We start from the raw sequence: 16,557 nt of genomic DNA, 5'->3' as shown, positions 1-16,557 counted from the left end.
AGTCATTTAAAATGAATATAATTGTATTAAATTACATTAATTAAACATGTTTTTATATCTTAAGTACTTATTTTCTGCATTTTATTCTTAAATATTGATATCATTATTTACTCAAATAACTTGCTTTGAAACACATTATCATCCTAATAATATAATTTATATATTAATTAAATTTATATAAAAAATATCATGTCATTTTAAAATAAATAATAATATAAAAATACAATTCATTAATATACTTTAGTAATAAATATAATAAAATTTATAAAATTACTTACAAAGTATAATGAATATTATTTTTAATAAATTAAAAATATATATTATATTTTCTTGTTAAGATTACATTTTTTATATTTTTATACTCAATAGTATATTATCAGTAAAATATACATTCTAAATATCTTCAATAAATTGGTTAATAATTAATGATAGATCAACGTGTAATAATTTTGTTACAGTAATTAATGTAACAAGGAATTGATAATGAATAAATATTAAATGTTTTAGCTCAAGTACCACGTGAAAAATTTATTAATGAGTCTATACCTTATAAAGCTTATGATAATACTGCGTTACCAATAGGTTTAGGACAGACAATGTCATAGCCTTATGTAGTGCAAGAATGACAGAATTATTATGTATTAGATCTGATTCTAAAGTTTTAGAAATTGACATGAGATCTCATTATAAAACAGCAATATCAGTACATTTAAAGTAAAACATGTATTTTCTATAGAACGCATAAAAATTCTGCAATTAGAAGCAAAAAGACATCTTAAACAGCTAAATTTATATAATATTTCTACCCGTCACGGTGACGGGTAGCTAGGTTGGGCGGCTTGAGCGTGGTATTTGATGCTATCATTGTTACTACAGTACCTAGTGAGATTCCAGCATCGTTATCAAAACAATTAACTGATGGTATACATGTAGTAATTCCTGTTAGAGGATCTAATAAAACTCAAAATTTGTGTTATATGCAACGTTATAGTAATAATTTTTGAATCAATATATTTAAACTATTAAATGTATTCCTTTAGTTCAAGGTAAATTATCTTAATTTTAAGATTATGGATATAAATAATAAGTAATAAATCATATATTTTAATAACATTAAAAAAATTTCAAATACTTTATTAGTACTAAGTTAGTACAGTATCTACAAGTTAGATCATTAAAGGTAATATAATTAATTTTTTTTTGATTATCCACAGTTTAATGATTATATATATCGAATAAGATAAATTTAATTACTATATATTATATTTTATGAGATAAATTTTTTTAGTGAAATTAATCTGTAACACGCTCAATATTAGCTCCTAATGCGCTTAATTTTTGTTCAATATGATCGTAGCCACGGTCAATATGATAAATACGATCAATAATTGTAGTTCCTTCAGCTATACAACCAGCAATTACTAAACTTGCCGAAGCACGCAAATCAGTTGCCATAACTTGTGTACCAGAGAGTTTTTCAACACCATAGCAGGTCACAGTATTACCTGCTATTTTAGCTTGAGCTCCCATGCGAATCATTTCTGGGATATGCATAAAACGATTTTCAAAAATATTCTCAGTAATCATCCCAGTACCTTTGCTTACTATATTTAATAGACTGAACTGTGCCTGCATGTCAGTTGGAAAACCAGGATGAGGAGCGGTATTTACGGTCACTGCTTTTGGTCGTGTATTATGCATATCTAGAGATATCCAATCTATACCAACTGTAATATCAGCGCCAGCTTCATGTAATTTTGTAAGAACTATATCTAAATTATTTGGACAGGTATTACGGCAAAGAATTTTACCTCGCGTTACAGCTGCTGCAATAAGAAAAGTACCCGTTTCAATGCGATCTGACAATACTTTATACACTCCACCACTTAAATTATTCACGCCTTCAATACTTATACGATGAGTACCAGCACCATATATTTTAGCACCTATAGTATTTAAAAAATTAACAGTATCAACAATTTCCGGTTCTCGAGCAGCATTTTCAATTACAGTAATACCTTTTGCTATTGCAGCTGCCATAATTGCAGTAATAGTAGCACCTACACTAACTTTATTCATTAAGATATGTGCACCTCTTAAACGTCCCTTAACAGAAGCTTTTACGTAACCTTTTTCCATCTTAATATTAGCACCTAATTTTGCTAGAGCGGTAATATGTAAGTTAACAGGACGAGCTCCTATTGCACATCCACCAGGAAGAGAAACTTGACCATAACCAAAACGTGCTACTAACGGACCAAGAGCCCATATAGAAGCACGCATAGTTTTTACTAATTCATAAGGTGCACAAAATTTATTAATATTGCTAGAATTAATATGGATTGAGGTATTGCGTTTAATTTGCACACCTAAATAAGTTAATAATTTTATTGTCGTATCAATATCTTTTAACTGTGGTACATTATTAATTTGTACTGGATCTTCAGCTAATAACGTAGCAAACATAATTGGTAAGGCTGCATTTTTTGCTCCAGCACTAGTAACTTCTCCTATTAGACGAGTTGGACCTTGCACACGAAATTTATTCATGATATTTATCTAAATAATAATTTAAAGTAACTATTATTGCACACAATTTATTATAGTTAACATAAAATTACAATTTATTAAGTTTGCAATAAGTTTGCCATTCTTGAGGTGTAAAGACTTTTATTGATAACGCATGAATGCTCTTATCTGCAATGTATTGCATTAAAGGAGCATAAATTATCTGTTGTTGTTTTACGGGGCTTATCCCAAAAAATCTCTTATCAATAGCAATTATATGAACATGGTTACTTTGAAGGGTGACATAGACTTCTTGCAAAAATAATGCATGCATCAATATATCTTTAATTTCATTGTTAGTCATGAATAACTCAATTATTGTTAGTACAAAAATAAGCGAAGTATTTTAACGTGTTTGACTATAAATATTTTATGAAAAACTTATAAAATATTTATGAAATAAAAACACAATCATTAATATTATAGTAATGAGTATAATGTCATTACCATTATATATACAATGTATAAAAATATTTATTTCTAAACTAGAAAACCATTAATATCTAAATTCAAGCAAATCATATAAACAATAGATTATTATACTAAACTCATTGATATTATTGATTATAAATTAAATACTTATATGTAAAAAATATTCTGTACATTATTTTTAATATCACTAATATCATTATTAATAATAAATAATTACTTATAAAAATTTGTCGTACAAAATAGTATATAGATTTAAGAAACATTATCAATATTACAATATTATAACTATCTTTACGTAAAGATAGTATATTATTATTAAATAATAAATAATTTAAAGAGAACTTGAATATTTTATTTGTTACGATTAAAATTTTTATAAAGCTAAGTGTACTGGAATAAATTATCCTATCTTCTATAAGAAGATATATATTATTATTACAGTATAATTAATTTTTGTAAAATATTTAGTATATAAAAATATTTTGTATTTTATTGTACTACCTGTATATAATAATATACGTTAATATAAATTAAATATTATTATATTATATATTTTTTAATTTTATAAATTTTATTTTAAGATATTTTTTTGTTAATTTATATGTCATGGTACTTGTAGTTAAATAAATAATTTATTAAGTTAATCTTATAAATTAATTATTTAGCAAAATAATCTTTTATAATATTGATTATAAAGATAAGAATCTTATTTTTAACGAGGTTATATATATTATAATTAATATTATTTTTTATTATTTAAGAGATTTATTAGTATATTACTGACATTTGCCATATTATATAAACTTATAAACAATAAAGATTATTATACTAAGATAGTATATCATATTAATTAAAAATTAATTATATAGATTATTAAGAATAGCTACGTATAGTCATATCAATTAATCTAATAAAGTTATAATCAGAATTTAAAATTTTTATTAACATGTAATATCTAAGCAATGTATTTGTCAGGTAATATTTATATAAATATTATTTCATTTATATATTATATAGTTTTTATAATTAAATATTTCGATATAAAAAATTATTATATAATTTTTATTATATTACTTTTATTATAACTTATTTCAAAATATATTAAATATAATGTATCATCTTAAATTAAAGAAGTATCATGGCATCATTAAATGATTATTACACTGATGATCTAATAATTATTAGATACACTGTTTTAGGTAAACTACTAATTACTATATAATATATTTAAAATAAATATTAATTTCTTAAGAAAAAATTAATTAATTTAATTATACTTATTTAAAATATTATTTTTTTAATATTAGAGATAAAATCTATAAAAATAGATTTATGTGATTATTATTGTTTGTTAAATTATGATTTTTATATTCATAAGTGTAATAAAAATACTCATTATAATGCATTCAATTAATTGATGTTATTTTACTATAGTTTTTATTATTATATTTGTCTCAATATATAATATTATAATTTATTAAAATACTTTTAATAAAGTAAAAATCACACTACACATACAAGTAATTTTATTATTATTTAACTTGATAAGTATGTTATTACTGTAGCTCAAGTGTCAAAATTACTATCATAGATACAATAGAGTATAGTAGTGATAATAAATAATTTTGTTATTGCTATTAATTAATAATTTAGTCAAACATTAATATAATGTACTAAAAATAGTATCTTAATAAGATTAAATATTTTTATACATAAATAAAATATTATTATCTTTCATATAATATAATAATTTTGAGTAAATATTATTTATAATTACATTAAATTATTTATTTCTTGAACAATAAAACAAAATACTATTTTGTATGATATCTATCAAAGATAATATATTTAAACACTACTTAAACATAATATTTAATATAGATATAAATTATTATTAATATAATTTATTATTACAAATAATACATTATAATATTTATATTATTCTTTCAATATTTATTCGTAATAATCATATTATTACATAATATTTATGAATATTTAAAATAAATTAATATGCATTATAATTAATAAATAATATTTGATATTATATTTATAATGAATACAAATATCTTATTAAAAAATTTCATATAATTATATTACAACAAATAATAAGATTCATTATTTAGATAAATAAAATTTTATGTAAATTGTTATATTATTATTTTATTTACATATTATATATTTAAAAGAATAATAAATTCTAGTAATTTAATAATCTATATTAATTAATATATTTATGTAATTATTAATTTCATAAAAACAAATAAATATTTTTTCTGTATATTATAAAAATAATAATATACATTATTATGTCTTCATAAAAAAATATATCAATAATTTTATTACCTAAATAATAATAAGATTATAACTAAATCATATAATCTAAAAGCAATATATGTATTTATGTTGAATATTCTTGATTGTAAAAACAGATCCCATTTAACTACATAAAAAAAGTAATTTAATCATTACACTTAATGTGTCACCGTAATCCTGATTCGTCTGGTATTTATGCTTATGATCATGCTATTCTCATACATGAATTTTTATTTACAATATATTACTAAAATGGCGATAAACTTGTATATAATTTTGATCATACCCAAGTATTAACAGTAAATAGCGAGATACATAATCATCAAAAAATTATGCAATCTCTTAAAAGGTCATTATAAATTTCAAATTGCTTCGGACTATGAAGTAATTTTAGCACTATTTTTAGGAGAATAACCTATATTTTTAGATAATTTAAATAGAATATTTGTTTTTATTTTAATATGATATAAATAAACAACTATCTAATAAGTTGTGATTATTTTCAAATAATATTATTATATATCAGTTAAGAAGAATACTGTAATTTTTATGTTATATATGAAATAAAAGAATTGATATCTATTTACCCTATAATTAAAAATGCTCTCCAAGGAATTATCTATAAAGCATAGATTATTACATTTATAAAAATTGTTAATTTAATTAATTTATATTAAATTATATAAAATATAATATAACTTATTAAACGCAATTAAAAGAAACTTAAGAAATTTTTGTACAAAATTATTTAATGTCTGAAGCACCTTATGTAATATTATTATCTAGTGATTTTTTATTCATGAATTATGATTATTTTACTAAATAAAATAATTATAACTTATAGTACAAATCAATACAATAAAATAATTGCAATTACCATTACACTATTTTGTTCTTAGTCTAAAAAATATACTTGATTTAAAAGTAGTTCAAAAAGTAGCAACCTATTTAGGTATTATTTATTATAAAATACATTTTGCTGCACAAAAGGTTTAAATGCTGCTATTAACGATATCATTTATTGTATTAAAATCTATGATGTGACTATTTTATTTGTACATCTATTCAAAAGGAATCTAATAACGTGTAAAATTAAATAAATGAACATTAAAATTTTTATTTCCTTTAAAGGTATAGATAAAACATTATATGGATATATATTTTATAAATCATTAAATGTCAAAGAATTGAATTAATAAACTATCAGTAAGCTGATAATTTATAGATTTATATAATTATGGCTCGCACCAATAAAGTATTGTCTGCTTACGATATAGAAGCACACATACTTTTTGAAATAAAAAATTTTTTAATATTACAATACGTATTAACTTAAAAGATAAAATCTCTAGAAATCGTAATTATAACAATATATTATATATGTATTTTTTGAATCTTATTTACTTGCTAATATTATATAGTATCAAAAAGAATAAATTTTATAACAAAGCAAGTTATAACTTAGATAGATATATTCAAAATATCAGTCAAAAGATACATTATACTATTTTATCTAAAATATAATTATGCTTTTTATATAATATATTAAATTCAAAAAAGTTATTTATATCGTGCAATATTTATAGATATTTTTTCTGTATTTAGTTTAGCAAAATACATGTTAAATGATTTATAAGTATCTTGTTATTCTCTAATAACCACTGATTAGTATGAGTAATATAAAATAATAAATAACTTATTAACTCGTATAATAAGCATATATAATATACATATTAAGAGTAATATTAATATAAAAATAGAATTTTTGAAAAAATTATTTTAATATAGAATAATAAAAAATTATTATTTCTTATCTCTTTATAAACATTATGTATTAAATAATATTAAAAGATATTAAAATTAAGTATAATTTTCATAATCTGATATGAATGATTTAGTTGGATTTACTATGTAGTTTAACTCTAGATATATTATGTAATTAATATCTTAATGTTTAACTATCAATTCATATTTTATAATCGATAATATCATAAAATAATTTTTTTTCAATAAACTAAATATATATTTTATATACTTAATTAAAGATATGATAATATTGTTCTTACTTATTATACTATTTTGTATAATTTTTTAAGTATATATGTTATTATAGGAAGTAATTATACTTTAATATTTTATTCTATTATTAAGTATGTTACTATGATTAAAATAATTAATATATGATCTTCTTGCATTAAAATAAATAATATTATAATTATATATGTTATCAATCTATTTTATAATAAATATTATTTAATAGATATTTATGTACTTTATCTATTAAATAAAGTATATTATAATGTTATTAGTAGCATTACATACAAATCAAATATGATAATTAAGCTATAACACTGGTTATTTATTATTAAAAATAATAATATTATATGTTTATTTTTAATAATTTTACTAAATAATTTTTTATAAAAAATGATTAAAATATAAATATTATGGAATACTTAAATAAGTAACATATAATGTCTATATTATAATTTTACAAAATATTTATTTTCTGTATAAATTATAGTTTTGCATGTAATATTTTATTATATAGAATATATTAGTACTAACTATAATTAATATGATAAACTGCATAAATATAATACTTAAAATTAATGTATATTAAACTTGTATTTTTACATATATAAATTTTATTTTTTTAAATAGTCCTAATAGCATTCTAGTTAAATTAATAATTTTTTAATTATAAGATAATATATTTTAGATATAATTATAATGTAATATATTAAATAAAATTATATTTACATTTCATCAAATTAATATAATTTAATTTAGAATAACTATTAAATAAATAATATTTTATTTAAAATTTATTAAAATTAATGAATAATATTTTATACAAAAATATTAATATACAATATATACTGTACTAGTAAAAGCTTTTATTGTATTTTATGATAAAATATAATTAATGCAATTTCATCATTGATACATAATTATTTTTGCAATATTTTTAATAATTTTTAATTATATAGGGCTACGTAGCTCAGTTGGTTAGAGCACATCACTCATAATGATGGGGTCACAGGTTCAAATCCCGTCGTAGCCACCATTTATTATGTTTATTATGATATTTTTAATGTAAAATAAGCGGGAGTGGCGAAATTGGTAGACGCACTAGATTTAGGTTTTAGCGCCGCAAGGTTTACGAGTTCAAATCTCGTCTCCCGCACCATGTATTATATATGAAATGATTGTAACTAATTGGGGTATAGCCAAGCGGTAAGGCACTGGGTTTTGATCCCAGCATTTCCCAGGTTCGAATCCTGGTACCCCAGCTATTTTATTAGTTAATTTGAAAAATATTGTTATACTTATATATTTAATTGGGGTATAGCCAAGCGGTAAGGCACTGGGTTTTGATCCCAGCATTTCCCAGGTTCGAATCCTGGTACCCCAGTACCAATTAATTTATTATAAATTTTAGTATTTAATTTATATTTTTATAATTTGTAAAATAAATATTTTATATATAAATAGTATAATAATATAATATTATATCAAATTGTTTAAAACAAATCATTATAACATATATGTTGTATAATTATATTAATTATATATATTAGATATATAATATAGTTGATTATTTAATTGTTATTAATTTTTTTCAAAAAAATTATAAATAATAAATAAAAAATACAATCATTTTATTTTTAAATTAATTTTTTATTATATAGTAATTATTATATTGTGTAATAGCAATAATAAATATTATAAAGCAATATTATTACTAATAAAAAAATATTTGTTATATAAAAAAGTTAACTATTTGATAGTGTGTATTTCAACATCGTGAATATGTATTTTTTTGAAAATATTGTAATTGCTATAAATTATCAAGTTACAAACAACGTAAATATTATATAATAAAAATTTTAAAAAAATTATTAAGTATTTTTTAAAAAAGCTATTTATATACTTATTAACATACTTAAAAAAAATTTTTTATATTATATATAATTATAGTCTATTATTTTTAATAAAAATAAACATGATCACTAATAAATACATAAAATTTTGAATTAAAATAATTTTTTTAAAAAATTATGATATAATCAATTATATTGTAATATATTAAAATGTTAATATAAAATATTCATTAATATTTGAGGTATATAAATATTTTATTATCATGAATAATGATTATTAATCTATTATAAACCTAATAAATATTTTAGTATATATTTTTTTAGTTGAATAGAATGTTCAGTAGCTATTAAACCCATATTTCTTATACATTGTAAGAATTTTGACTTATTATGAAAAGTAAAATATAATAAATCTATGCCTGCTTGCATTAATAAGTTATCAGGAATTCTAAAGTTCTGATAATTCTTAAGGATATTTTTGCTACTCCAAATCTTACCTTTTTCACGAGCTTGAATAATGACAGCTAATAAGCAAGATACATCACGATATCCTAAATTAACTCCTTGACCTGCTAATGGATGAATAGTATGTGCTGCATCTCCTAATAAAACTAATCCTTCCTGCACATAGCAGTTAGCATTAGATCTTTCTAATGAAAACGATTTCACAGTTATTGCCTGAACATTACCTAATCTTTTAGGAAAAGTACTTGTAATTTCTTTTGTTAACTCTTTCATCGATAATGTCATAAGTTGACGAATACGACCTGGATCATCATACCAAACTAATAATCCCCATTGCTCCCATAATGGTAAAAAAGCACGAGGACCATGTGGTGTAAATTGTTGCCAAGTAATATCTAGCGGATCATTCTGCATTACAACAGAAATGAGCATGCACGACTGACGATATTGCCATCCATGTAAACCAATACCTGCTAAGGTTCGTACTTGTGAGTCTTTTCCATCTGCTCCTAAAACTAATTTTGTTTTTATATGACTACCATCATTTAAGCTTACAATCCATCCATCACTAGATTGTCTTAGCATATCTAATCTAGATGGTACATGAAACATGATATTAGGTATTTGCTCTAAATGACTCCAAAATGCTAATTGTAATATATTGTTTTCAAGCATATAACCAAGTTCTGGAATACCTAAATCTTTAGCTTTAAATATTAAATGAAATTTATCCCATTCCCAAATTTCTAAACTACGATAGGGAATACCACGCATGCGCAATATATCTTGCCATATTCCTAAATTTTGCATTAGATTTACTGAAGCAATATTGATAGCTGAAATTCTCAATTGTGGAGGTCGCAAAGGATCAAAATCTTGTGGCCGATAATTTTCTACTATTCTTACTGAAAAACCAGCCTGTCCTAAACCTAAAGCTGCAGCGGAACCTATCATACCGCTACCAATTACAACAACATCACTTTTTTGCGTAGTCATAACTGTATTTTCCTTCTAGGAACTTACTTATATTATATTTCATTAAAATCTCAATTAAAATAATTATCAATCAACATGATTAATAATATAATTATTTTGAAATTTTATTGTAAATTTCAATATATATGGTATCTATCATAAAATAAAAAAATTTTATTGAAGTTTTATAAAATATGAAACATGAAAAAATATCATTTATAGTATGATTACATACTTGATCAATAATTAATACTGGAGAAATATAAATATATTTTATTATATATTGATATTAATAATGAATATTAAATTCTTTAAATAAAATAGACCTAAAATAAGTATTATAATTAATTTATTAATATTAGTTTTTAAAGTCAGAATACATTGATAATATAATAAATAAATTACAACAAAGTAATAATGAGAAAATAATCAAAATATTATAAAGGCATTATTATGCTAATACCTATTAGGTTATTAACTATATTTTATTAAACATAATAAATAATTTAATTATACAATATAATATACTAATAATATATTTTTTTAAAATTTATATTATTATTAGTATAATTTGTTCTTGATTGTTATAATAATGTTAATAAATATATTTTTATATAAAAAGATGTTTTTGATGTAAATCATCATATTAATCTACTATCAAAAAATTAAAAATATAACAATATTAAATACAATTTTTATAAAAATTTTTCAATGATTAACATAAATATAGTAATATTTAGTAAAATTATTGTTTATATATAGTCCAATTATCTACCATCTGAAATAATTCAGCATAAATATAAGAATATTATTTATAATATAAATTATTTGTAATAGAACATAATTATTATTAATATAAATTTACTGAATAATAATTATTAAATTTATATACTTTGAAAAAGTATAAAATTATATTTTTATTTTTATATAAAAATATAATAATAAATAACAATATATTAATAATATATACTTATAAAGTATCTCAGATATAACTAATATATATGAGTTATTAATATATATCTTAATAAGCAATAATGTATTAATATTCTATGTAACTATAAATTATTAATCAATAACTTTATTATCTTATTATTTGTTATTAGTTTTTTATATCTTATGTTAATTAATCTAAATATATACTAAAATATTGCTATCTCATTTAAAAAAATATTTAAAATATACATACAAATTATAACATAATACTAAAAATATTCATTTTTTCAAACTAATTATCAATTATCTTTAGTACATGATACTATAGAAATATATAACATACGTTCAATAAAATATAAAATATTGTATTAAATAATAAATATTATAATATTACTATTAATAATAATATACATAAAGTTAATACGTACTTAATAAGTATTATTTAGGTAAGATATTTTTTAGTATCTTTATTTAGTAAATTAAATAGTAAAAAATATACTATAATTATTTGTTTATTATTCTAATAATATTAAAATATATATTATAATATAATATAATAAAAAAAATATTAATATATATTATTATTATATTAATTTATAAAATTGCACTATATGTTTCTAACACTATATAAATTAAGTAACTCCATAAGATACTTATTATATATTCTGAGCTCTTAATTGCATATTTAATTATATCTTTATATATGAGTATAATATTTATTATTATATTGTATATACTTTTTATACATATTTAATTGGTAAGAATTATATTTTTTAGAATTACTCTGTAAATTTTGCATATGCTAATAACTAAATTAATATTACTTTTATTATAGATGAATAACTTAGTTATGATAAAATTATTATAATAAATAATTATACTATATAAATATATTACAAATAATACTTATTATCTGCATGTAAAATATTATATTAATAGTGCATACTTTATCCATATTTTTTATATATATTATTAATATACTGCAATCTAATATAAATTAGATCTTTTATTTATAACTTTTATCAGTTTATTAATGTACTGTTAGTATTTACATATAATTTTTTTACACAATAGTATTATTATTTCTTTTATGTTAGTAAACGATAGCAATTAATATTTTAATATTCATTTATGATAGCTAATATTTTATTAACTAGTTAAAAAATATAGATATTGAAATAATTTTATTTTATTAAAAAATATTTTTGTATATTTATATTTTATATATGCGTAATGTCTAGTTTATACTAACTATGTATCATTGTAATAATAATATTGTATTATTAATAACAGTATGAAATAAAGATGATGATATGCTTCTATTGAAATAGACTACTATAGTTATTCTAGATCACTTGTAATACTGATATAAAATTTATTTTTATTATATATACATATACTTAATGCATAATATCTTTAATAAGATTAAATTAAAATTTTTTAAATTTCAATTAATAAAATTTTATTATTTATTTTTCTTGATTATAATGCTTTTGATATATTATATCATGACATTCATGATGTTTTACAAAAATATTGATATAGTACATATCTTATTATAAGATATATATATTTAATATTTTAATGTAGTAATTAACGTACTAATAATATAAGTTATAAATAATAATTTTGATTATAAATATTTATTAAATATTTATAATAAAATTAATTTTTAGATAAAATATATATTATATTTAGTACATACGATAAATTAATAAAATAATTTTATTATTATATATTAATTTTTTATAGGTATCTATTAATACCAAATATTTATATTTTTATTAACAAATAAAACGTAGTCTTAATTGTAAGAATATATACAATATTATTGTATGTTGATATTTATCAAATATACCTTATTAAATTAAGATCAATTAGTAAATAAAAATAATCAATATACTTATTATTATATTAGTATATAATACACTTAATTAACTTTTTCATGTTATAATTTAAAAATACTAATTATGTTTAAAATATCAATGGAATATCCTACTGATATATCATATGATAATTCGGTCTATAATATTGCTCTTGGTATTACATATGATGGAAGTCAATATTCCGGTTGGCAACGTCAGCCAAGTGCACCAAGTATACAGGAATCTTTAGAAGAAGCATTAAGTAAAATAGCCAATGAGTCGATTACTGTTTGTTGTGCTGGACGTACAGATGCAGGTGTCCATGCAACCGGTCAAGTAGTAAATTTAAAAACAAATATTAAACGTAAAGATAGTACATGGATAATGGGTGTAAACACCTATATGCCAAAAAATATTGCAGTTAGTTGGATGAAATATGTTAAAAAAGATTTTCATGCCCGTTTTAGCGCAACAGCTCGTCGTTATCGTTATATTATTTATAATAATTGTTGCCGTCATGCAATTTTTTATAACGGACTAACACATTTTTCTAACCATTTAGATATTGCTTGTATTGAAAGAGCAGGGCAATCGTTACTTGGAGAAAATGATTTTACTACATTCCGTGCATCACAATGTCAATCATGTACTCCATGGCGTAAATTAGTACATTTAAAGGTAACTCGCATAGGAGAATATGTTATTATAGATATAAAAGCAAATAGTTTTTTACACCATATGGCTCGTAATATTATTGGCAGTTTAATGGAGATCGGTTGTGGTAATAAACCTGAAATATGGATGTCTGAATTATTAGCTCAGAAAAATCGTAAATTAGCCGCAGCTACTGCTAAAGCAGCTGGATTATACTTAGTATCAGTAGATTATCCTGAGCATTTTAATATACCAAAAAATAAAATGGGTCCACTATTTTTAGCTGATTAATTAAGTATTAAATATTAAATAAATAATAATATTTACAATAAAATAATTTTTATAAAAAATAAAATATTTTTTAAAATATAAATATTATAAGAATAGCTTGATAAGATTTATTAAAGCAATATTAAAGTATATTTTATATAGTAAAAATATAATTTATTAATTTTAATTAAATATTATAAAATTTATTTTAAATAATTAATTTTTATATATAATATATATTTTTAATATGGTGTATATTAATCTTATAATTAATTGTTTATTTGTATGTTAAAATAATTTTATAAGTACATTATTATATAATAAGATATTAGTTGTGAAAAATTTTATTTAATTTTATTAATTAATTTTATAATAATATTAATGATATTATGTATTTATAAAAATGTATAATTTCTTAAATAAGATATTATGATCAACTTACTGAAAAGTAGAGTTAATACATAGTATGACTAAAAAATGAATTAATAAAATCTTTATAAGATAAATAGTATTTATTAGTAATAATTAATTTTTTAAGACAATACATAATAATATTATGTGTATATATTGTCATTAGTAGTTCCATAGAATCATTATATTAGTTATTATAGTTTTAATTAATATGTATTATACTAAATAAATAATATAGTCTTACTACATAATATCTTTAAATATTTTAAGTCATTTTAAATAACTCACAAATATCTATATATTTATTAATTTATATTAATAATTGTCATATACATAAGTAACTATAAATAATATATATTATTTGTAGACATAAATTTATAATATAATGATGTATTATATATAAAATATTATAATAAATATTAATTTTTTAAATGATAATATAATTTATGCATAATTATTTTAGTTTATTTATAACATCCTTAATAGTTATTTGATTAATATTGATGCTAGTTAATAAAACATAAAATATAAAAAATTTTTTATTAAAATAACTAATATTATAGCTGTTATAGTATCATGACTTATTATAAGTATAAAATAAATTTTTTTATAAAATGCTGTATAAAAATATTTTAAATCATTAAGATATACCTATTATATTATCATATAATAATATATTAATTATATTGTTTATATTAATATAGGTTATAAAATTACAGAAAATATACAATATTATCTACTATAGTAAATCAATACGATAGATTATAATAAATATTCTTAGGTATATATTATAATAATGATACTCTGTTATGAATGAATTAGTATGATATGCATATTAATAATATTGTTATTTATTGTTTTATTTTATATTAGTAATTATATTAATAATTATTTTTATATTAAAAAACACATAGTAATTGAATATAAAAATATTTTATATAAGAAATTTTTAATAAAACTATTAAAGATCTTAAAATATGTAAAGATATGTAAAGATATATAAATATTAATTTTACTAACTATTAAAAATCTAGGTCATATAACTTAAGACATGCCAACAAATGTATATAAAAATAACAATAAACTTACTTTATACAATAAGTATAATTTGATTGATTAGCCTAATCTAAACACATTATATATTTTATATTATTATTTAATAGGCACTAATATTATATTTACAATAATTATATTAATAATAATTTATTTTCATAATCTTTCATAATTGATATTAAGTCTAATAAATATTATATCATATATCTTTTACTAAAAAAATTATTTTATTGTTTTTAAGTTAATTAATTAGTTTATTATATTAATTTGTTTAGTATTAATAGTATTATTTATATATTAAATATATACAATGTTTTTCAAGATACGTCATAAACGCATAAATATTGAATAATGGAATGATTTATATTGTTAGTACAGATACATTGATAACAACCTGTGTGATTAAACTATATTATACTTATTGATTACTAGTTAATAAAATGTTATTGAAGTAATAATTGCTATTATATAACAATATATTGTTATTGAATAGTATTACAATTCAATATTATTTATTTAAAATTATTTTAATAAAAAAATAATTATTATTAGGTTTTAATAAAAAACTATACTAATCTAATATATTCAATAAAATATTAAAAAAATATTTAATAAAATAAGTAAAAATAAGATATAAATAATTATTGTCAATATTTTATATAATGTAATTTTAGTAATCTTTTGAAGATACTAAATAAGTATCTTGAATATAATATTCCCCTTTTATATAA

At 19.1% G+C, this 16,557-nt stretch carries 7 protein-coding genes and 4 tRNA genes; 8 read left to right on the top strand and 3 right to left on the bottom strand.

The window, feature by feature from the left end; translation table 11 throughout:
• Nucleotides 1–491 precede the first annotated feature (491 nt).
• The 3 genes from GII40_RS03180 to GII40_RS03170 all read left to right on the top strand — a co-directional run bounded on the left by GII40_RS03180 (nucleotide 492) and on the right by GII40_RS03170 (nucleotide 1,004).
• Nucleotides 492–605, top strand: a complete 114-nt coding sequence (locus GII40_RS03180) for a hypothetical protein (protein ID WP_420885601.1) — start codon at nucleotides 492–494, stop codon at nucleotides 603–605.
• A 94-nt stretch (nucleotides 606–699) separates the two neighbouring features.
• Nucleotides 700–825, top strand: coding sequence for a hypothetical protein (locus tag GII40_RS03175; protein ID WP_420885600.1), 126 nt, complete (start codon nucleotides 700–702; stop codon nucleotides 823–825).
• Nucleotides 826–830: 5 nt separating this feature from the next.
• Nucleotides 831–1,004 (top strand): class I SAM-dependent methyltransferase, encoded by a 174-nt coding sequence (locus tag GII40_RS03170; RefSeq protein ID WP_420885588.1) that lies wholly within the window; start codon nucleotides 831–833, stop codon nucleotides 1,002–1,004.
• A 289-nt stretch (nucleotides 1,005–1,293) separates the two neighbouring features.
• Here GII40_RS03170 and murA read toward each other — a convergent pair whose 3' ends face one another.
• Complete coding sequence (gene murA / locus GII40_RS01440) at nucleotides 1,294–2,550, bottom strand: UDP-N-acetylglucosamine 1-carboxyvinyltransferase (RefSeq protein WP_226813088.1); 1,257 nt, start codon at nucleotides 2,548–2,550, stop codon at nucleotides 1,294–1,296.
• A gap of 67 nt (nucleotides 2,551–2,617) precedes the next feature.
• Nucleotides 2,618–2,872 (bottom strand): BolA family protein, encoded by a 255-nt coding sequence (locus GII40_RS01435; protein ID WP_226813087.1) that lies wholly within the window; start codon nucleotides 2,870–2,872, stop codon nucleotides 2,618–2,620.
• Between the two features lie 5,434 nt (nucleotides 2,873–8,306).
• Between GII40_RS01435 and GII40_RS01430 the strand changes: the two genes are divergently transcribed.
• The 4 genes from GII40_RS01430 to GII40_RS01415 all read left to right on the top strand — a co-directional run bounded on the left by GII40_RS01430 (nucleotide 8,307) and on the right by GII40_RS01415 (nucleotide 8,731).
• Nucleotides 8,307–8,383 (top strand) — tRNA-Met (locus GII40_RS01430).
• A 38-nt stretch (nucleotides 8,384–8,421) separates the two neighbouring features.
• Nucleotides 8,422–8,506 (top strand) — tRNA-Leu (locus GII40_RS01425).
• A 30-nt stretch (nucleotides 8,507–8,536) separates the two neighbouring features.
• A tRNA-Gln gene (locus GII40_RS01420) sits at nucleotides 8,537–8,609 on the top strand.
• A 49-nt stretch (nucleotides 8,610–8,658) separates the two neighbouring features.
• Nucleotides 8,659–8,731 (top strand) — tRNA-Gln (locus GII40_RS01415).
• Between the two features lie 754 nt (nucleotides 8,732–9,485).
• On the opposite strand, the gene GII40_RS01410 is transcribed toward GII40_RS01415, so the two are convergent.
• Nucleotides 9,486–10,661, bottom strand: coding sequence for an FAD-dependent monooxygenase (locus tag GII40_RS01410; protein ID WP_226813086.1), 1,176 nt, complete (start codon nucleotides 10,659–10,661; stop codon nucleotides 9,486–9,488).
• Between the two features lie 2,897 nt (nucleotides 10,662–13,558).
• Between GII40_RS01410 and truA the strand changes: the two genes are divergently transcribed.
• Nucleotides 13,559–14,383, top strand: coding sequence for a tRNA pseudouridine(38-40) synthase TruA (truA, locus tag GII40_RS01405; RefSeq protein ID WP_226813623.1), 825 nt, complete (start codon nucleotides 13,559–13,561; stop codon nucleotides 14,381–14,383).
• Nucleotides 14,384–16,557 lie beyond the last annotated feature (2,174 nt).

This window comes from Candidatus Profftia lariciata (assembly GCF_020541265.1).
Taxonomy (GTDB): domain Bacteria; phylum Pseudomonadota; class Gammaproteobacteria; order Enterobacterales; family Enterobacteriaceae; genus Profftia; species Profftia lariciata.
The sequence above is the reverse complement of the archived record's forward strand: the minus strand, read 5'-3'. Positions and strand labels throughout refer to the sequence as shown.